The organism is Methylobacter svalbardensis, assembly GCF_037671525.1.
Lineage (GTDB): Bacteria > Pseudomonadota > Gammaproteobacteria > Methylococcales > Methylomonadaceae > Methylobacter_A > Methylobacter_A svalbardensis.
On sequence record NZ_JAWPOH010000002.1, the window covers coordinates 140,682 to 159,692 of the forward strand.

General features: G+C 43.8%; 18 protein-coding genes. 8 read left to right on the forward strand and 10 right to left on the reverse strand.

Features of this window, described 5'->3' with window-relative positions; translation table 11 throughout:
- Window positions 1-48: 48 nt before the first annotated feature.
- Both rho and trxA read right to left on the reverse strand, forming a co-directional pair.
- Window positions 49-1,305, reverse strand: coding sequence for a transcription termination factor Rho (rho, locus tag RW114_RS01575; protein ID WP_340120967.1), 1,257 nt, complete (start codon window positions 1,303-1,305; stop codon window positions 49-51).
- Window positions 1,306-1,593: 288 nt separating this feature from the next.
- Window positions 1,594-1,920: a thioredoxin TrxA gene (gene trxA, locus RW114_RS01580; RefSeq protein ID WP_340120968.1), complete on the reverse strand. Its 327-nt coding sequence runs from the start codon at window positions 1,918-1,920 to the stop codon at window positions 1,594-1,596.
- Window positions 1,921-2,018: 98 nt separating this feature from the next.
- Here trxA and RW114_RS01585 point away from each other — a divergent pair, with 98 nt between their 5' ends.
- Window positions 2,019-3,344 (forward strand): DEAD/DEAH box helicase, encoded by a 1,326-nt coding sequence (locus RW114_RS01585; RefSeq protein WP_340120969.1) that lies wholly within the window; start codon window positions 2,019-2,021, stop codon window positions 3,342-3,344.
- A 204-nt stretch (window positions 3,345-3,548) separates the two neighbouring features.
- Here RW114_RS01585 and yrfG read toward each other — a convergent pair whose 3' ends face one another.
- Window positions 3,549-4,220 (reverse strand): GMP/IMP nucleotidase, encoded by a 672-nt coding sequence (gene yrfG / locus RW114_RS01590; RefSeq protein WP_340120970.1) that lies wholly within the window; start codon window positions 4,218-4,220, stop codon window positions 3,549-3,551.
- 41 nt (window positions 4,221-4,261) lie between these two features.
- Between yrfG and nudE the strand changes: the two genes are divergently transcribed.
- Window positions 4,262-4,813: an ADP compounds hydrolase NudE gene (gene nudE, locus RW114_RS01595; protein ID WP_340120971.1), complete on the forward strand. Its 552-nt coding sequence runs from the start codon at window positions 4,262-4,264 to the stop codon at window positions 4,811-4,813.
- Window positions 4,814-4,891: 78 nt separating this feature from the next.
- Here nudE and RW114_RS01600 read toward each other — a convergent pair whose 3' ends face one another.
- From RW114_RS01600 to RW114_RS01625, 6 genes are read right to left on the reverse strand one after another with little or no spacing between them, the layout of a single operon-like run.
- Entirely contained in the window at window positions 4,892-6,580 is a 1,689-nt protein-coding gene (locus RW114_RS01600; RefSeq protein WP_340120972.1) for a BatD family protein, read from the reverse strand.
- Window positions 6,581-6,623: 43 nt separating this feature from the next.
- Window positions 6,624-8,420, reverse strand: coding sequence for a VWA domain-containing protein (locus RW114_RS01605; RefSeq protein ID WP_340120973.1), 1,797 nt, complete (start codon window positions 8,418-8,420; stop codon window positions 6,624-6,626).
- Window positions 8,420-9,397 carry a vWA domain-containing protein gene (locus RW114_RS01610; RefSeq protein ID WP_340120974.1) on the reverse strand — a complete coding sequence of 326 codons (978 nt, stop codon included), beginning with the start codon at window positions 9,395-9,397 and terminating at the stop codon, window positions 8,420-8,422. The genes RW114_RS01605 and RW114_RS01610 overlap by 1 nt, the downstream gene beginning before the upstream one ends.
- Complete coding sequence (locus tag RW114_RS01615; RefSeq protein WP_340120975.1) at window positions 9,394-9,864, reverse strand: DUF4381 domain-containing protein; 471 nt, start codon at window positions 9,862-9,864, stop codon at window positions 9,394-9,396. The genes RW114_RS01610 and RW114_RS01615 overlap by 4 nt, the downstream gene beginning before the upstream one ends.
- A complete protein-coding gene (locus tag RW114_RS01620; RefSeq protein WP_340120976.1) occupies window positions 9,865-10,857 on the reverse strand; it encodes a DUF58 domain-containing protein in 993 nt (330 codons plus the stop codon).
- Window positions 10,857-11,849: an AAA family ATPase gene (locus tag RW114_RS01625; RefSeq protein WP_340120977.1), complete on the reverse strand. Its 993-nt coding sequence runs from the start codon at window positions 11,847-11,849 to the stop codon at window positions 10,857-10,859. Before RW114_RS01625 ends, RW114_RS01620 begins: the two co-directional genes overlap by 1 nt.
- 583 nt (window positions 11,850-12,432) lie before the next feature.
- Between RW114_RS01625 and RW114_RS01630 the strand changes: the two genes are divergently transcribed.
- The 5 genes from RW114_RS01630 (at window position 12,433) to RW114_RS01650 (ending at window position 15,283) form a co-directional block, all read left to right on the forward strand.
- A complete protein-coding gene (locus RW114_RS01630; protein ID WP_340120978.1) occupies window positions 12,433-13,002 on the forward strand; it encodes a DUF4124 domain-containing protein in 570 nt (189 codons plus the stop codon).
- Window positions 13,003-13,033: 31 nt separating this feature from the next.
- Window positions 13,034-13,867: an SDR family oxidoreductase gene (locus tag RW114_RS01635; RefSeq protein ID WP_340120979.1), complete on the forward strand. Its 834-nt coding sequence runs from the start codon at window positions 13,034-13,036 to the stop codon at window positions 13,865-13,867.
- Window positions 13,867-14,058, forward strand: a complete 192-nt coding sequence (locus tag RW114_RS01640) for a CPXCG motif-containing cysteine-rich protein (protein WP_340120980.1) — start codon at window positions 13,867-13,869, stop codon at window positions 14,056-14,058. Before RW114_RS01635 ends, RW114_RS01640 begins: the two co-directional genes overlap by 1 nt.
- A 150-nt stretch (window positions 14,059-14,208) precedes the next feature.
- Window positions 14,209-14,592 (forward strand): hypothetical protein, encoded by a 384-nt coding sequence (locus RW114_RS01645; RefSeq protein ID WP_340120981.1) that lies wholly within the window; start codon window positions 14,209-14,211, stop codon window positions 14,590-14,592.
- 304 nt (window positions 14,593-14,896) lie between these two features.
- Window positions 14,897-15,283, forward strand: a complete 387-nt coding sequence (locus RW114_RS01650; RefSeq protein ID WP_340120982.1) for a hypothetical protein — start codon at window positions 14,897-14,899, stop codon at window positions 15,281-15,283.
- A gap of 449 nt (window positions 15,284-15,732) precedes the next feature.
- Here RW114_RS01650 and RW114_RS01655 read toward each other — a convergent pair whose 3' ends face one another.
- Window positions 15,733-16,575: an HDOD domain-containing protein gene (locus tag RW114_RS01655; RefSeq protein WP_340120983.1), complete on the reverse strand. Its 843-nt coding sequence runs from the start codon at window positions 16,573-16,575 to the stop codon at window positions 15,733-15,735.
- Window positions 16,576-16,846: 271 nt separating this feature from the next.
- Here RW114_RS01655 and RW114_RS01660 point away from each other — a divergent pair, with 271 nt between their 5' ends.
- A complete protein-coding gene (locus RW114_RS01660) occupies window positions 16,847-18,703 on the forward strand; it encodes a putative bifunctional diguanylate cyclase/phosphodiesterase (RefSeq protein ID WP_340120984.1) in 1,857 nt (618 codons plus the stop codon).
- Window positions 18,704-19,011 lie beyond the last annotated feature (308 nt).

Here is a 19,011-nt window from a genome sequence, read left to right on the forward strand (position 1 = left end):
CAGCAAAGATGCTGTATTTTAAGAGATTTTATAGATGATGCTCAAACACTACCGCTTCATCGAATCAAAAAATTCTGCATTCGTTTTAAAATCTTTAAGCTTGCCGATCAAAAATTCTGAAGCCGCAGTTTCATCCATGGGCTGAAGAATTTTGCGTAAAATCCAGGTTTTTTGCAGGGTATCAGGATCAATCAGATACTCTTCGCGGCGCGTACCGGAACGATTGATATTAATCGCTGGGTAAATTCTTTTCTCGGCAATCTTGCGATCCAGATGCAACTCCATGTTGCCGGTACCCTTGAATTCCTCATAGATAACCTCGTCCATTCTCGACCCGGTATCAACCAACGCAGTGGCAATAATGGTCAGGCTGCCGCCCTCTTCAATATTTCGTGCCGCACCGAAGAACCGTTTCGGTTTTTCCAGCGCATTGGCATCAACACCACCGGTCAATATTTTGCCTGACGATGGCACAACAGTATTATAAGCTCTGGCCAGACGCGTAATCGAGTCTAACAAAATGACTACATCGTGTTTATGTTCGACCAATCGACGCGCCTTTTCGATGACCATTTCTGCAACCTGTACATGCCGGGTTGCCGGTTCATCAAAGGTGCTGGAAATGACTTCGCCGCGAACGCAGCGCTCCATTTCGGTGACTTCTTCGGGACGTTCGTCGATCAACAACACAATCAGATAACATTCAGGATTTTGTTCTGCAATCGCCTGAGCCAGACTTTGCAGGATCATGGTTTTACCGGCTTTAGGCGGCGATACGATCAATCCGCGTTGACCTTTTCCGATGGGGGCTATTAAATCTATCATCCGCCCGGTTAAATCTTCACTGGTACCGTTGCCCTGCTCAAGGACGAATCTTTGTTTGGCAAATAAGGGCGTCAGATTTGAGAAGGTGATTTTGTTTTTGGTATTTTCCGGAGGTTCAAAATTGATCTGGTCAACTTTGAGCATCGCAAAATAACGTTCGTTATCTTTGGGCGGTCTGATCTTCCCGCTAATCGTGTCCCCGGTCTTTAAAGAAAATCGTCTGATTTGACTGGGTGAAACATAAATATCGTCTGGACCCGCTAAATAGGAGCAGCCCGGCGTACGTAAAAAACCAAAACCATCCTGTAAAATTTCCAGCACACCATCGCCTGATATATCGTCACCGGCTTTTGCCTGTTTTTTCAGGATAGCGAAAATCAAATCCTGCTTTCGCGATCTGGCTACATTTTCAAGCCCAAGGGACTCGGCGATTTCAATAACTTCACTTATTTGTTTTAATTTTAACTCAGTTAGATTCATAAAAGGACAACTCAAGGAAAAGTAACTACGGTGTTAAACCGCAACGACTAGGACAGGATTATAATTCAGGGGTGTAGTTTATCGGACGATATGATTGGGTGCGCATGATTAGCACACTGCATAAGTGTAACTCAAGTACTCAGCCCCGTCCAATTTTTTGTGACGGGCCTGAGCCCAATCTGAGTAATGAGGCAGCGATTCGATTGCTCCCGGCAATCATTCTATATCGCCTAAAGCGACGCAGAAGCAATTTCCAAGGAGCAAATACTGTCCATGGAGCTGATAAGTTTAAATATTGCTATCAATAAAGGCGGCAAGTTGCGATTTTGACAATGAACCGACTTTAGTCGCTTCCACTTCGCCGTCTTTAAACAGCATCAACGTGGGAATGCCGCGTACACCGTAGTGTTGAGGAGTTTCCGGATTTTCATCTATATTCAATTTTACCACGGTCAACTTGCCCGCATATTCTTTGGCGATATCATCCAGAATCGGTGCAATCATTTTGCACGGTCCACACCATTCAGCCCAGTAGTCAACCAGGACGGGACCCGCAGCTTTAATAACAGTTTCGTTAAACTCACTATCGCTTACATGAAGGACTGAATCACTCACATTATGTCTCCTAGAAATTAAAACCAAAACTATAGGAGGGATGAAGCTGGGAGTCAATCAATTTCAGCTCATTTGATTTTTACGCTATGCTATACGCTATGAATAATACACATTTAACCCAAACCCGCTTCAGCAATCTTGAATTGTCTGATTCCATCCTGCGCAGTTTACAAGACGCCGGTTTTGATCACTGCACCCCGATCCAAAGAAGAGCCCTACCCTTGTCGTTACGAGGTATGGATGTTGCGGGGCAAGCTCAAACCGGAACCGGTAAAACCGCCGCTTTTTTGCTGGCAACTTTTCAACATTTAATCAATGATGCCGAGGACGATGCAGAAACAGAGGCGCAAGCCGACGATGATATTGATACAGAAAAACCAGCGCCCAAAGTCGCTGCCAAAAGCAAACAAATCAAATATCCCAGAGCGATTATTCTCGCGCCAACTCGCGAGTTAGCCATTCAGATCCACAAGGATGCGGTACAACTGGGCAAGCATCTTAATCTTAAATTGGCGCTCATTTACGGCGGCACGGACTACCAAAAACAACTGGACAGTCTAAAGTCTAATATCGATATTATCATCGGCACACCTGGTCGCATCATCGACTTTTACCGGCAAAATGCCTTCACCCTGGATAATGTGCAAGTCACGGTGATGGATGAAGCCGACCGTATGTTTGATTTGGGTTTTATTAAAGACATCCGTTTTTTATTGCGACGTATGCCGCCGCCGGATCAGCGCTTAAATATGCTGTTCTCGGCGACGTTATCCTACAAAGTGACCGAGCTGGCTTATGAACACATGAACAATCCGGTTTTGATACGCATCGAAACCGAAGAAGTCACCTCTAAAGCCATACAACAAAGCGCATTTTGTCCTTCGAATGAGCAAAAAATCCCTTTATTGGTCGGCATATTGAATCAGCATAAGCCGCAGCGCAGCATTATTTTCGTTAACACCAAGCGCTGTGCCGAACGACTCGATGACACCCTCAATGCTAACGGCTACAAAACTGCCGCGCTCAGTGGTGATGTACCGCAAGACAAACGCCAGCGCTTGTTAAGCGATTTTCAGGAAAACAAAATCACCCTGTTGATTGCGACCGATGTTGCGGCCAGAGGCCTGCATATTGCCGATGTTTCTCATGTCTTTAATTACGATTTACCGCAGGATGTGGAAGATTATGTACACAGAATCGGTCGCACCGCGCGTTTTGGTGCCAGCGGTGTCGCGATCAGTTTTATCTGTGAACAATACGCCTATTCAATGCCGGATATCGAAGAATATATTGGCCAGAAAATTCCGGTGTTACCCATTACAGCCGACCTGTTGGCTGAAATTGTAAAGCCGGAAAAAAGACCTGAAAGAATCAAAAACGAATATCAAGGAAAACGTCCTAATCAACCTAGAAAAATCAGTTGATCCACGAAAAGCACGAAAGACACGAAAAACCATTTGTCCTCTTATTCATCACGAAGATACGAAGATCACGAAGAAAAACATAAAACTTCGTGGTAAGTAAAAAATGTTAAACGACTTTTGATCGATTACTTAGAAAGTAATCATATTGTGGGGGTTTTTCGTGCTTTTCGTGTCTTTCGTGGACGATGCTTTTGGTGTATTCAATTAAAGTCCAGCCATCAACTCCCGAAAATCCTCAATAGCAGGATAAGCGGTTATTTCTTTTTTAGGCTGCTGGGTGTCGGGCCTGCTCACCGAAATTAAATGCGCTATACCGAACTGCTTGGCGGAATTAAGTACCGCCAGACTATCATCGATCAACAGCGTAGCTTGTTTTTCAAACGAGACACGCTGTTGCAACAAGCGCCAAAAATCGGCGTGTTCCTTCGGATAGCCAAGATCATGGGAGCTGATAATGCCGTCGAAAAACGGCTGTAAGCAGGTTTTTCCCATTTTAAGTCCCAGACTGCCCCGATGCGCATTGGTGACCAAATACACTTTTTTGGGCGATTGATGCGCTTTTTCTAGAAACTCCGTGACATGCGGCAATATGGCAATCAACCCGGAAATCTCCGCTTTCAATCCGGCAATGTCCAACGCTAAAACCTCACTCCAGTAATCCAGACAATACCATTCCAGTTTGCCTTCCATGCTTTTAAAGCGCGGCTCCAACTGCCGCTTTGCGGCTTCTATCGACAAGCCCTGTTTTTCGGCAAACTTAAGCGGCACAAACTCCTTCCAGAAATGATTGTCAAAATTCAAATCCAGCAGCGTGCCATCCATATCCAACAAAACAGTATCAACCTTGTTCCAATCAATCTTCCAATCGATCATCATAGTGCGTTATATTTACAAAAAATACTTCATAAAATACCACAATGAGCCAAAAACCGACCATCCTTAACAAAACCACCATCGCTACCAGCCGGTTATTCCGCATCGAATCGCTGGATATTGAATTCAGCAATGGCGAGCTGCGCAACTACGAACGTCTGGCTCGTGGTAATTCCGGCAGCGGCGCGGTACTGATTGTGCCGATGCTGGATGCGGAAACGGTATTGCTAATCAGGGAATATTCCGCCGGTGTACATCGTTATGAATTGGGCTTGCCCAAGGGTAAAACCGATGCAGGAGAATCCTTTCTCGATGCCGCAAACCGGGAGCTTAAAGAAGAAGTCGGCTTTGGCGCCAGAAGCCTGCATCATTTAAGCACTTTTTCGATCGCACCGTCCTATCTGGAACACATGACCGAGATTGTGCTTGCCCAGGATTTATATGCCGAAAAATTGGAAGGCGACGAACCGGAAGAGCTGGAAGTTATTCCCTGGAAATTAAGCAATATTAATGCATTGTTGGCTACCGGCGAATGTACCGAAGCCAGATCAATTGCCGCGCTGTTTATGGCGCTGGAATATTTTAAGGCATTGTAATTCGACGGAAACGCTAGACCTGCACCTGTTCCGAAGCAATGATGTTGAGGAAGGCAAAACTTGCATTGGTCGCTCTAATCACAAACGATAAAGCGGCTCCAATTTATCATCGTCCGCAACCGCTATTTTTTCTCTGGCTTTATTTTCAACAAATGCCTGAAACAGCTTTTTCCCCTGCCACTGCTCTACGCCCTTGCCATATAAAACCTGATTCAAATACAGGATTTCATCCCTTAACCTAGCATCGCTTTCTGCGGCGATTGCACCCAGGCTGGCCGCACCAGACTTTTGTCGTCCCCATGCCAACAACGCATCTTTGGCCGCTACGGCGTTATTATCGGCACAGGCTTTTTTCAGGCTTTTTACACAAGCTTCCAAGCCTATTTCCCGCTCGTTTTTTTCCACTACCGGTTTTTTAGCCGGGCGCTTAACCAGAAAATAGATCAATGTCGCCAGCCAGCCTAACCCTAGAAATACCGATACCCATAGCCAGATATTTTGCTGTTGCGGCTGGTTGATAATCGGCGTGGCTTGTTCGACTTTTTGCTGCAGTTGCGCCGTCGCCGGGGCTACGGGAACTGCCATGTCCGGCAGGATTCCCGCCGCCTCAAGCGCCGTGATCGTGGTTTCCGGGATTTTGGCTATTTCCATTTTTTGGCTTTGGCTGTTAAACCAGGGGATTTCAATCGCCGGTAATTTATAGAATCCCGCTTTAGATGGAATGACGGCAATTTTTTCTTCCCGGAAAGCAATCAACCCATCCGGTTTCTTCTGCTCGCGCAATACCGGCTGATCGGGATAGGTTTTCAGCTGCTCGTCAGTTTTTCCGGCATTTAACTCGGGCAATTGGCCGACTGTCGTGCCTTTTGCCAACAGCGTCAAGGTTCGGGTCAAAGGTTCGCCGACTTTCATTTGCTGGTTATCGCCCGACCATTCTTCCTTTATCACCAGTTGTTCCGCTGAAAGCCAATGCTTTCCGGTAAAAGTTGCCGGAATCGGTTTCACCTCCAGTATCACCGATTTGGATGAAATCTTTTTGGTTCGGGTCGTCTTGGCGCTAAAAAAGCCGTTAAAATCCGGGCGGCTATTAGCCACAACCTCTGCGGTTAATACCAGCGGCTTGATAGTCACAGGACCGCTTTTTTGCGGAAAAATCGCATACTTGCGCTCGGTAACCAGGTAATTCACCCCGTTGATCTGGGTATTGTAATTACTGTCATCACCCAGCTTTTCAATCACCGCGTCGCCCAGTTCCGGCTCATTCAAAGCGGCCTGAGTGATTTCTACTCTTCTATACAAACGCACGTTAAACAGAACCTGGGATTGCACATAGGGGCTCTGAGGATTTGCCTCAACCTCCAGAAACAAATCATCGTCAGTCTCGACGGCTTTATTGACCGTCGCCTCAGTAACCAGAATAGGTGTTGGCTGACTGACATCATCGCCAAACCTCACCTCCGGAACAATCAGACTGCCCGAATGTTTGGCCATCACGTTAAGCGTCCACTGTATAGTCCTGCTGGACTGTCCGTTAACCCAGGATGAATTGCTGCTCTGGCTTTGACCGAGTATCTCGAAATCCTGTTCCAACGGGGCGAAATCGGGGTCTTTATCCGGCGCGTCATTGGCCGTAAAAATGATCTGGAAGGATTCATTAAGACTGACCGGGTTACGATCGAACGACACACTGATTTGCGCTGCAAGTACATTGGCAGGCACGAAACTCAACAGTAACAGAAGAAAGAATATTTTTTTTATAGCGTTCATGTTCATCATTTAGATTAATCGACCGATATTTTGAGAAAATTGCCTACCAATTGTCGGCATCACCCGTTGTTTGAGGACCTCGCTGCCCGTATTGATATTTAAATTTACGTTTTAACAAACCGGCAGGATCGTCGGGAATTCTTTTAAGCCATTGTTCGTTGGCTTGCCGTTGTTCATCCGATAGCTCAGGCGTAGCAGGTATTTGCTCTTTGTCTTGCTTGTTAGCTTCGTCTTTGCCTTGCTCGGCTTGCTGGGATTGTGAGGCTTCCGGCTTTTTTTCCTCGGCTTTATTTTGCTGTTGATTTTCTTCCGACTGTTGTTGATCCGATGGCTTCCGTTCAGGTTTTTGTTCGGGCTTTTCCTCGTTTTTATTTTGATCCGGATTCTGTTCGTCTGATTTTTCCGGTTTTTCGCCCTCCTTGTTTTGCTCAGAATCGCCTTTGGCTTGTTGTTTCTCGTCCTTTTTCTGATCCTGCTTTTGCTTTTCCAGTTCTTTTTCTACGACAGCCTTGTTGTGTTTGGCGTCGCTATTGTTAGGATTCATAGCCAGTGCTTTGTCGTAAGCTTTTATAGCCTCTTCCAACTGACCGGCTTTCGCCAGCGCATTGCCCTGATTGTAAGCGCTGCTGGCAGACTTGCTGCTGTTCAGGCTTTCCAGCGCCTTGTCATACTCACCGGCTTTATAGTGCGCCGCCGCTTTCCAGTCCGGGTTTGCAAATTGCTCCGCCGCCTTGGCATAATCCTGCTTTTTATAAGCCTGCTGCGCCTGTTGGTCTTTGGTCTGCCATAAATCCTGCCAACCCAATGCATAACTGTTTTTAGGCAGCGGCAAGATCAGCAATAAGGCAAAACATAACAGACCTTTCCTGAACGTCAGCGCGGCCAGCGGCAAAACCAGCAATAACAACCAGGGGCCTTTATCCGCCCATTGATCCAATAATAAGTTGTTGTTTTCCTTACCAGACTGCTTTACCGGTCTATCCAGGGTTGCCTGTATGGTTTGAATGTCCGTGTCATCTGTCGTTATGGTTTGATAAATACCGTTGCCTGCCTGCGCCAGCTTTGATAACTCATGGGAATTTAATTTGGGCACCACTATAGTACCTTGCCCATCTTTAAGAAATCCGCCTTCAGGCAGCGCTACCGGTGCGCCGTCATCGGTCCCGACACCTAATATCGACAGCTGGTGCTTATCCAATAATTTTACTGCGGGCAAGGTTTTATCCACATCAACACCGTCGGTAACCAACAAGATCTGGCCTTTTTGCAGGCCGGTCTGCTTGAACAATTCAACGGCTTTGTCCAATGCCGACACCGTATTACTGCCCTGGCTGGGCATAATGTCGGTATTTAATGCCGACAACTGGCTGTCTATGGTCTCGGTATCATCGGTCAGCGGCGTAACGGTAAACGCGTCGCCGGCATAAACCAGCAATGCGGTCTGCCCGTCTTTGCGCTGCTTTAGCATATCGGCGATTTTGTATCTCGCCATAATCAAACGACTGGGTTTAATATCGGCGGCATCCATGGAACGAGACAAATCCAGAACAATGACCAACGCCGAATCGTTTCTAAATACCGGCGATGGCAATCGCTCCCAGGTTGGCCCGGCCAGCGCAATAATCACCAATAGGGCCGCAACAGCACCGGCTGTTAACGGCCAGCGGCTTTGATTGACCGGCTTTTCCTGCAACAGATACGGCAATAATGCGGCGTCGCATACTACCGACCAGTTGCCTTGAGCCAACTTGTTTCTGAGCATTAACACCACGATCGCCAGAAAAGGTAAACCGGCCAATAACCAGTACGGCCTGATAAAATGAAACTCGACTAGGTTCATCACAATCGCACCTTCGACAAAGCAATAACCGTCGCCAGACCCAATGCCAGCGACAACGGCCAGAAATACAATTCGCTACGGGGCCTGAAATATTGTTTATCTTTCTCAACCGGTTCCAACTCATCCAGCCTCATGTAAATATTATTCAGCTCATCGGTATTTCTGGCCCGATAATATTGGCCGCCGGTCATTTCGGCAATCTTGATCAAGGTTTTCTCGTCCAGATCGACGGACGGATTAACCTTGCGGTTGCCGAAAAAACTGCGCACGATCATTTCGTCAGCGCCTATGCCGATCGTGTAAATTTTCAGATGATTGGCGGCGGCCAATTCGGCGGCCTTTAACGGTGAAACTTCGCCGGCGGTATTGGCGCCGTCAGTCATCAACACCAGGACCCGGCTGTTGGCCTGCTCGTTTTCAAGACGCTTGACCGCCAAGCCGATCGCGTCGCCTATCGCGGTATTGTCCCCGGCAAGGCCGATGACGGCCTCGTTTAACAAGGTCATCACGGTTTTTCGGTCAAAGGTTAACGGCGTTTGCAAATAGGCCTGGGTGCCGAACAGGATCAAGCCCACCCGGTCGCCGACACGCCGGTTGATAAAATCTCCGGCGACGCCTTTGGCAGCTGTCAGCCGGTCAACAGCCCGTTTGTTAATCACAAAATCCTGTTCTTCCATGCTGCCGGACAAATCCACCGCCAACATTAAATCCCGACCACTGACCGCCTGCTCAATCGGCTCACCGAGCCATTGCGGGCGGGTGCAGGCGATGACCAGTAACAACCAGGCAAGCGCCGCCAGCAATAACGGCCACGCTTGGGTTTGGGCAACAGCCCGGGTTTCGACATCGGAAAGATCGTCTAAAAACGGAACCTTTAATGCCGCCTGTTCAGCAGGTTTGTTTGCAGGAAACAACCAGCGAACGATTAAAGGCAAGGGTAAGGCGGCCAGCAGCCAAGGCCATTCAAAGTGAATCATGTTTTTATCTGGGCTTTAAGCCAGTCTTCGCATAGCTCGATCAGTTGGAAAATTTCCAGTTCTGTAGGCGGCGTTTTTCGATAGGGCGCATCAACCAGAAGTTGACCGATAGCCTCCGTAAACGGCTCAGCTTTTACCGAAGTGTCGAGAAATTCCAGCCATTGGCGCCCGGTCAATCCGGCAGCCTTTACCCGAGGCGACACGCTGATCGCTACGCGCCTGAGCAGTACCGAAACAGCGCATAATTTTTGAAGGTTATCCCGCGTAGCGTCATGTTTGATCTGAGTCAATATTTTTCTGGCCGTTTTAAGCGCGGTCTTGCGGGTCAGCCTTTTATATAGCCAGATAAAGAAAATAATCAGCAACGGAATGCATACCGCTAAGATCCACCAGCCGATAGCCGGAGGCCACCAGCCTATGACTTCGGGTTCGTGGATGTCTTTTAAATCAAGGAGAGTAGGATTCATTTATCGTAAACGTTGTATCGGATCGTCTGTGGTACTGCATTGAATAAACGCCAGACCCAATTTTTTTGCTATCTGCTCCAGCTTATGCAGTCGCTGGGTAAAATGTTGTTGATATTTTAATAGTCGCTGCCTATCGCCGGTATCAATCACCACATCACGCTGCTCGTCGATCGCCGCGCCTGTTCCCGACAGGCTTGCGGCATACACACCATCCTTGGCGATAAAGCGATAGCGGCCTTTGTCCGGCAAATGACTTTCCAGCGGATCGTAAATAAAAATCAACACCACCTCGCAATGTCGCGACAGCTTTGCCAGATAGTTTTCAACCTGATCATTAATGCCACGAAAATCGCTGATCATATAAACCCGACTGCCGGGGCGGGCATGGATCATAAGCCTTGCCAGCACCCGTTCCAAGGTAACGGTGGGGGCGGCTGTAGGGGCGACTTCAGTCGCCCGGTGGCTAAAGTCACTCCCGCAAACAATAGCATTTAAAAACCGCAACACGGCATGTCGGCCATTTTGCGGTTTTAATTCCCGGCACACTGTGTCGGTAAATATCTGCCCGCCAATCCTGTCGCCATGATGCTGAGCCGCCCATGCCAGCAAACCGGCTAGTTTTGCAGCCAGTACCGATTTAAAAACACCACGTGTCGCAAAATGCATCGCAAGGCGGTTATCCACAGAAATAAATACCGGTCTTTCGCGTTCCTCGCGAAACACCTTGGTATGGGTTTTTCCGGTGCGCGCGGTGACCCGCCAATCGATGCTGCGTATGTCATCGCCCGCTTGGTAAATTCTGGCTTCTTCAAACTCCATGCCGCGTCCTTTAAACCTGGATACATAACCGCCGCTTTGTCCTGCACGTATGGCTGAATGTTTCAGGTTTAATCCCGCTGCCGGTCTGGCCAAATCGATCAGCGTTTTTAACGACACTGAAACCAATTCACCGGCTGAGGCCTCGGCTAGACCTGCTTGTTTAGCAAAAAACATTACGGTACAGCAACTCTGGCAATCAGTTCTTTAATAAAATGATCCGTAGTGATGCCTTCCGCCTCGGCTTCATATGACAATATCAACCGATGCCGCAATACATCAAAGGCCATATCCTGAATATCTTCCGGGCTGACAAAATCGCGTTGCGCCAACCAGGCTTTAGCTCTGGAACAACGATCCAACGCTATGCTGGCTCTAGGGCTTGCGCCATATTGCAACCAAGCTGCCAGATCCTCTCCATAAGCCGCAGGATTACGGGTAGCCAGAATAATTTGCAGCAAATAGTTTTCAAGACTTTCTGCCATATGCAAATCCAGCACCTCGTTACGCGCGGCAAACAAGGTTTTTTGCTCAAGCGGCTCAAACTGATCGCCATTTCTTACCGAGCCGGAACGCGCTTCCGTTCTGGCCAAATGCAAAATACTTTTTTCATGTTCCGCTTTTGGATAATCAATTTTTATATGCAGCAAAAAACGATCCAGCTGCGCTTCCGGGAGCGGATACGTGCCTTCCTGTTCAATTGGGTTTTGCGTTGCCATCACCATAAACAATTTCGGCAGCGGATAAGTCGCCTGACCTACGGTTATTTGCCGCTCGGCCATCGCCTCCAATAACGCCGCCTGCACTTTCGCCGGTGATCGGTTGATTTCATCAGCCAATATCAAATTATGAAACAGAGGCCCTTTTTGAAATTCAAAGGTGCCTTGCTGGGGACGGTAAATTTCAGTGCCGGTTAAATCGGCAGGCAATAAATCGGGGGTGAACTGTACCCGATGAAAATCGCCTTGTATGCCTTTGCTTAATACATTGATTGCCCGGGTCTTGGCAAGACCCGGAGCGCCTTCAACCAGAATGTGACCGTCGGACAACAGACCGATCAACATCCGTTCGACCAGCACATCCTGTCCGATAATCTCTTGATTAATATAATTTTTCAACCGCATTAATGCCGGTTGAACGGTATTTTTATCGCCGTTTTTTTCTAACATAGTTGTTCTGACATGATGAGGTTATTAATCTTAAACACAGTACGAAAGCCTTACACATTAAGCACTAAGCAGGTTTTTATTTGACCAATTTATTATCTGTAAATTATGTTTTCAACAAAAGGTTGCCTATTTTATACAGTTATTGACCAAGACAACATAGAGTAAATCTGTTAAAAAACTCTTAATAAGTTGTGGACAATGTTGTGGATAAGCTTAATCCCTTAATTACCCACAATTCATCCACAGCATCTGGATAACCTTAAACGCACTTTACCATCTACTACAACAAACTGATTTAATTACTAAAAAATGACTTATCAACAAGATCATGCTTACTTAATAGTAATAATAGATTTTAAATACTTTTAATTTGTTATTATTAATTTGAACAAATTATCTTTATCAAAAGGGCTGCTGTACTTAATGGTTTATTTTACTGTAAAATCAATAGCTTATTGTATGGTATCGCTTATTGGAACATCTTAAGCACTTGATTTAAAAATCAATTATTATTTTAATCCGCTTGTCTTTATCACCTATATTCTTGCGAACTGTTACTTATGAAAGAGCAAACGAGGAAAAAATGAGAATTACACTGCTTATTTTAGGAAGTCTTTTTTCTACCTGTGCTTTTGCAGGAATTTACAAATGTACGGACGTTACTGGAAAAACGAATTATCAATCAAAGCCTTGCGATCAGGCGCAAAAAACTGGACAAATTAATGTTAAAACAGGCGGTTCTAGTGATCCGGAGCAAGGAAAACAAGTTTTAAAGCAAAAAGAACAAGATGATAAACTTCGGCAAGAGCGATTACTGAGAAAAGAAACCCAGTTAAAACAAGAAGCAACGAATGAAAGTGCAAAAAATCAGTTTCTGATTAAAAATAACCCCGAGAAATTTTCAGCATTTTCTATTCCTCCTTATGTTTCCGATCAATTACCGGATGTCGTCAAAAATTACCAGAACAGACTTCCCGAAATTGAGCGATTAAGGAGGCAAGCAGCAGAAAAAGCATTGGCTACAGGGTTATGTATCCGTGTTGATTCATCTGAATTGCATAGTCAAAGCACCAAAAAAGCATTGGTTTTTTTAGTCAGTTGCAGCAGCAACGGAAAAACTTTTTATTTTACCGAGCAGGAATTAGTTAAGTAATTCGACCGGCTCATCACAATTAATTGTCTTAATGATCTCATCTAAAACAATACTAATCACCGGTTGCTCTACCGGCATTGGTTACACCACCGCTGTAGAATTAAAAAAACGCGGTTACAACGTCATTGCTACCGCAAGAAAACAGGAAGCTGTGTCCCGTTTACAACAGCAAGGTTTTACCGCTATACAACTGGATTTGGCTGACAGCAACAGCATTCAACAAGCGGTTAATTTGGCAGTTCAATTAACCGGTGGAAAAATTGATGCCTTATTTAACAACGGTGCTTTTGGCCAACCCGGCGCTGTTGAAGATTTAACCCGCGATGTGCTCAGGCTTCAGTTTGAAACCAACCTGTTTGGCACCCATGAACTGACCAATCTGATCATCCCCTTGATGCGCCAACAGGGGCATGGACGCATTATTTATAACAGTTCCATTTTGGGACTTGTCGCGATGCCCTATAGGGGAGCTTATAATGCCAGCAAGTTTGCTCTGGAAGGTTTGGCTGATACCCTGCGCCTGGAGCTTTACGGTACTAATATTCATGTTTCGTTGGTTGAACCCGGGCCGATCCTAAGTGACTTTAGAAAAAATGCCTTTGCCCTGTACAAAAAAAATATAGACCCGACCCACAGCTTCCATAATCAAACCTATAAAATCATGGAAGTACGCTTGCAAAAAGAAGGAGCCGTAGCGCCTTTTACCCTGCCGGCTTTTGCCGTTACCGAAAAAGTTATCCACGCACTGGAAGCCAAGCATCCTAAAATACGTTATTACGTGACTTTTCCGACTTATCTATTTGCATTTCTTAAACGCATTCTACCTATGTCCTGGCTGGACGCTTTGCTCAAAAAGGTTCAATAATGCACGATCTCGATGAAATTATTATCGTTTGCCCGTATTGCGGTGAATCCCTGGATGTGTTGGTAGATACCAGTTCGGGGCCACAGCAATATTACCAAGACTGTTCGGTTTGCTGTGCGCCGATTTTATTTATTGTGTCCGAAAATCAGGCAGGAGAAATAACCCTTGATGTTAAGCGGGATGATGAATAATTCTCATTAACCTCGAATTCACTTTTTTATGTGCTAGAATAATCGCTAGTATTAGCCATTCATTATGTTGGGTTTTTGCTTTTTTGCAAAAACTCACATTTTAATAGTTATGCTGAATACGTTAAATATCAACAATATAGGTTTAATCTAATGAATGTATTTAAAAAAATCTTAGTTTCTCTTGTTATGGCACTGTCTATGGCTGCAATTTCGTCTTCTGCTTTTGCTGCGCCTGAAGGTGAAGCGGCAGTTAAAGAAGCCATTGAAAGCACCCTTGCAGGAATAGCAACTGCACAAGCCGCAATTAAAAGTGGTGACTTAGCAAGCGCTTCAAAAGATATTCTTAAAGCTGCCCATGATTCAAAAGAATTCCGTTTTGAAATTACCGAACGTCAACGTCAAAAAGCAACTACTCTATTAAAAAAAGCTCGTAAGTCTATTGATGCTGGTAATATTGAAGCTGGAGAAGCTGACTTAGCGTCATCTTTAGCATTATTTACAGAAATGAAAGCTAAATACGATTTAACTCATTAATAATTATAGAAACCTGATCTGATTAAGCGGCATAACAAACGCATGGACTAAGAACTGAGCTTGATTGGCAGACAGGTCTATGTAGCTTAATTAACGAAGGCATATATATGCTATAAAGCCAGATTCAATCATCTTATCAATGTGATTGGATCTGATTTTAAAATTCAAAACTCACTATAAATCACTCTTTCATGGCTGGTTGAAAAGATTCAAAATGTGTTAGAATTGGCTTCGGCACAGAGCTATTTTTTAAAATAGTTGTAATGCTTAACTCCAATATAACAATACTTGAGGACTGGCTAATATGAAAATCTTAAAAAAAATCTTACTATCTTTATTAATTGCAGCTTCTATGGGTGCTGTTTCAACTTCAGTATTAGCTGAAACTGATGCTGGTAGAGTTACATATGCTCCTGCTGAGGCAATTGATATAGTAGCCGGTAAGATTAAAGTAGCACTGGATGCTGTGACTAGTGGTTCGGAAGGGGAACAAGTTGCTGAACTTATTAAAGACGCATCGGATGCAAGCAAAGAAATCAATGCTAATGATAAAGTTGATATTGCTCGCTCAAAAGCTAATAACATACTAAAGTTGGCCAGAAAACATGCTAAAGAAGCAGCGTTACAAGAAGCTGAACAAGAATTAAGAAATGCGCTAAAAGCATTCAATGACTTGAAAAGTTTGATCTAAAACCGACCTGAAACCATATCAGGATACCATCCGGTTTTCTGATATGGTATAAGACTTTTCCCCGCTTATACTCCTGCATTGGTGAATAAATTAAACTTTAGCTAAAATCAACTCATTTTTAGCGTTAGTTAAATTTTTATCGACACCGGCTATCCCTTGTCATTCTGTTGAGTGCGAACACACTGATCCGTTGCTTACGTTTTTTGCTGTCTTGCGATTTGTGATTATTGCGCAATAGTTAGAATATACTGGTCTCGCTGTGTGGCGGTGGATAATCACTCGCGCATCAGCTTGCTTAATCTAAAGACTGATTTATTCAACAACGCCTAAATTAACGTAACCATATTCCTTAAGCCAGCCGATAAATAGTTATTCTGTAAAATCCTTAATTTTGTTGCGATACCTTAGGTTGGATCATTGATGTTAATAAGTATAATTTTTAGTTTAGTTTAGTGTGTTGAGTAGAAGAGTTTAAAAATAGCTTCAAATTGATTATGAACTTTATCAATGATGTTACTCAAATCGTCTGCCGGTATATTGTTGTAAACAATATTTGGAAGGGGGTGCTTTGCGTCAATTTTACACAGATAATTAGCGGTTCTTATGATTGATACTGCATCTGCAAACACGCCGGTATAATCAGGATGGTCATGTTGAGCGATGGTTTCAATGATGATTTCAGGTAGTCTCCATAACCGGGCTAATTCGGCACCTGTCTGATAATGATTAAAACCAAGTATATTGTTTTCTGCTTCAATTTCATCGACATCGTTCAATTCAATTAAAAGACCGATTTGACGTGCTAATTCAGGAATTCTGCGATAGAAAACCAGCTGGCCAATATCGTGCAGTAATCCGCAAATAAATATTGAGTCAAGATCGTTCTTGTTGTTGTCATAAATGCAGAGTTCTTTGCTAATGAGTGCACAACGTAAATTTCTGGCCCAGAAGTCTTGCATGGACAGGAGACCTCCGGGCATTGATGAAAACTTGTCAATAATTACAGTAGCCAGTACCAGATTTTGTAATTTCTGGACACCAATAATGGTTATAGCGTACTTAATCGATGCGATTTGTCCAGGAAGTCCAAAAAAAGCACTATTAACTATTTTAAGCATCCGAATCGATAATGCAAGATCTTGTTCAATGATAAAACCGATATCCGTAATTGATTTATCAGGATTTTCAATGGCTTGTTTCAGTTCAAAATAGATGTTAGGTGGAGAAGTTAGCTGCAAATCCCCCCTGAACAAATCTGAAATTTTTAAATTAGAAGAAATGGCCGCTAACATAGGAAATTAAATATTATTGTCTATACTTTATTTGATGGAGTTCACATAATGAACCATTATCATATAGACTAGTTAGGATTTGAAGGAATTCAAGAAAAGAAACTATTAGAGCTAGTGTTAATTTAGACAGTTTGAGTTTCGTAAGCAATAAAAATATAAAGGGGGCTTCTAAAAATAGATTACGCTTGCGTTTAACTTGTAGGCGAGCGAAGTTTTTAGAAGTTCCCTAAAATCTGATTATTATGCCTGACAATTCTGTTTGGAGATTAGTGTGTTATTTGATTCGCGAAAACAAGAAGTTATTATTATTGCTGAAACTAATGAGTCTTCAATAGCAAGGATCACCGAGGAATTACAAAACAAGGGCTTTTATAATTTTAAATTTGCCGTTAATGGCACTGAAATTTATAATATTTCCAGGGAATATTACGAAAACCCGGAAGCGATAGGCCTAATTATTATCAGTGATGACTTACCCGGTTGTCAGATTAAAGATTTGTATACCTCTTTTTCCGATGGGGATGGTGGAGTATTTATTCCTATTATTGTTTTAAAAAAAAACTTATATTCAGATTTTGATTGGACTTTAGGTGATCGGTATCTTGTTCATCATCTAAAGGAGCACTATAGCTCGGTTGAGTTGCAAATGGCTGTCAATTTTTTCATTTGTTTAAAAAATGAAAAATATCTGCGCTACAAACAGGAAGAAAGACTATTAACGGAATTATCTGAACGCGAACTTGTCGATGCAAGGCTCAGGTACCTGGTTGTACATGATGAACTCACCGGTCTGCTTAACAGGAGCAGTTTAGAACAGCATATCCAGCTGACATTGAACCGGAATAACAGTAGAAACTTTTCTCAGGACAGTGTCCTGTTGTTTATCGACCTTGACCGGTTCAGTCTGTTTAATGAACTGGAAGGTTTTGATGTCGGAGATCGTTTGCTAGTAGAAGTCATCGGTTTGATAAGAAACGCGTTAAATAATGTTGGACTGTTTGCCCGGATTGACTCTGATAAATTCGGTCTTTATCTGGATAACTGCACAATTCTTCAGGCTGAAATCTGGTCGAAAAAAATCAAAACATCTATAGATAATTTTCGTTTTATAATAGAAAAAATTGCTTACAATATCACTGTTTCTATAGGATTAAGTTCGTTAAATTCTGCAAAATCAATACTACATCCCCGAGAACTCATTTTCCAGGCCCATCAGGCTTGTTGTATGGCCAAGACTTATGGAGGCAATGCAGTATGGAAATATGACAGCGAAGATGCTGCCATTAGAGAAAGACATCGTGATATTTATTGGGTTCCAATCATAAGAGAGGCTTTAATAAGCAAACGTTTTTTTCTGGTATTTCAGCCAGTTGTGAAACTTATTAATGGTGAGGTTTCCCATTATGAAGTCTTAATTCGATTAAGGGGCGAAGATGGTGTAATGATTGATCCAGGTGAGTTTATTCCAGCAGCTGAAAGAATGGGCTTGATTCATGGTATTGATTTATGGGTAGTCGAAAGCGCCATTGATTATCTTGCTGATCTGCCCACCGAGCAGTCGTATATTTCTTTGGCTGTTAATCTGTCCAGCATTGCTTTTCAGGATCTATCTTTATTGCCAACAATCAAACAAAAACTTGAAATGACCGGTGTCAGAGCTGAACGTCTTACCTTTGAAATTACTGAGACAGCGGCGGTAGAGAATTATAAACAAACAAGGTCGATGATTAATCACATTCGCGCACTGGGCTGTCATTTTGCGTTGGATGATTTTGGTGCCGGTTTTTGCTCTTTTAACTATTTGAAAACGTTTCCTGTTGATTATGTGAAAATTGATGGTCAATTTATTACGAATTTGTTGAATGATGAAACAGACCAGATGTTGGTGCGATCAATGCATCAGATTGCAAAAAAAATGGGTAAAAAAACCATAGCTGAATTTGTTGAATGTCCAAAAACGATTCATTTTTTAAGAGAAATAGGTATTGATTATGGGCAGGGTTATATTTTTGGTAAACCGAATGAACAGTTACTGGAGCGAAATGCTTTTCATGATTTAGTGAATTCCTCTGTTCAGGCAGAGATCTTTGCCAAATTTAAGATAAAACCCTGTTCACGCTATAGCTGAATGCCCCGCCCCAACCCTTAGTCGGGGATGCTCGCACCTGAGCACTGTTAATTTATTCATAATCTTTGTGCGCTCTGTTACTCGATGTTCAAGTTTTTAAGCTTAGAAATACAGCCGGAAAACGGGTAAGCTAATCAGTGTAAACTGCCACGTATTTCAACACCATGTTGATGTACGAGCCGGCACACTTTATAAAATCGTTTGTCACTGATTTAGATGCAGCCCTGGGAAAGCTAAAGTCCAATGCCAGGCTGACGCACCTACAAAAGACTTGGCTAGGATTTTGTTTAACGGGGATGTTACTGACC

Excerpts from the sequence above, each read along its gene's own strand:
- rho (WP_340120967.1), bottom strand. The coding sequence starts at position 1,305 with ATGAATCTAACTGAGTTAAAATTAAAACAAATAAGTGAAGTTATTGAA.
- RW114_RS01585 (WP_340120969.1), top strand. The coding sequence starts at position 2,019 with ATGAATAATACACATTTAACCCAAACCCGCTTCAGCAATCTTGAATTG.
- yrfG (WP_340120970.1), bottom strand. The coding sequence starts at position 4,220 with ATGATGATCGATTGGAAGATTGATTGGAACAAGGTTGATACTGTTTTG.
- nudE (WP_340120971.1), top strand. The coding sequence starts at position 4,262 with ATGAGCCAAAAACCGACCATCCTTAACAAAACCACCATCGCTACCAGC.
- RW114_RS01600 (WP_340120972.1), bottom strand. The coding sequence starts at position 6,580 with ATGAACGCTATAAAAAAAATATTCTTTCTTCTGTTACTGTTGAGTTTC.
- RW114_RS01605 (WP_340120973.1), bottom strand. The coding sequence starts at position 8,420 with ATGAACCTAGTCGAGTTTCATTTTATCAGGCCGTACTGGTTATTGGCC.
- RW114_RS01610 (WP_340120974.1), bottom strand. The coding sequence starts at position 9,397 with ATGATTCACTTTGAATGGCCTTGGCTGCTGGCCGCCTTACCCTTGCCT.
- RW114_RS01615 (WP_340120975.1), bottom strand. The coding sequence starts at position 9,864 with ATGAATCCTACTCTCCTTGATTTAAAAGACATCCACGAACCCGAAGTC.
- RW114_RS01620 (WP_340120976.1), bottom strand. The coding sequence starts at position 10,857 with ATGTTTTTTGCTAAACAAGCAGGTCTAGCCGAGGCCTCAGCCGGTGAA.
- RW114_RS01625 (WP_340120977.1), bottom strand. The coding sequence starts at position 11,849 with ATGTTAGAAAAAAACGGCGATAAAAATACCGTTCAACCGGCATTAATG.
- RW114_RS01630 (WP_340120978.1), top strand. The coding sequence starts at position 12,433 with ATGAGAATTACACTGCTTATTTTAGGAAGTCTTTTTTCTACCTGTGCT.
- RW114_RS01635 (WP_340120979.1), top strand. The coding sequence starts at position 13,034 with ATGATCTCATCTAAAACAATACTAATCACCGGTTGCTCTACCGGCATT.
- RW114_RS01640 (WP_340120980.1), top strand. The coding sequence starts at position 13,867 with ATGCACGATCTCGATGAAATTATTATCGTTTGCCCGTATTGCGGTGAA.
- RW114_RS01645 (WP_340120981.1), top strand. The coding sequence starts at position 14,209 with ATGAATGTATTTAAAAAAATCTTAGTTTCTCTTGTTATGGCACTGTCT.
- RW114_RS01650 (WP_340120982.1), top strand. The coding sequence starts at position 14,897 with ATGAAAATCTTAAAAAAAATCTTACTATCTTTATTAATTGCAGCTTCT.
- RW114_RS01655 (WP_340120983.1), bottom strand. The coding sequence starts at position 16,575 with ATGTTAGCGGCCATTTCTTCTAATTTAAAAATTTCAGATTTGTTCAGG.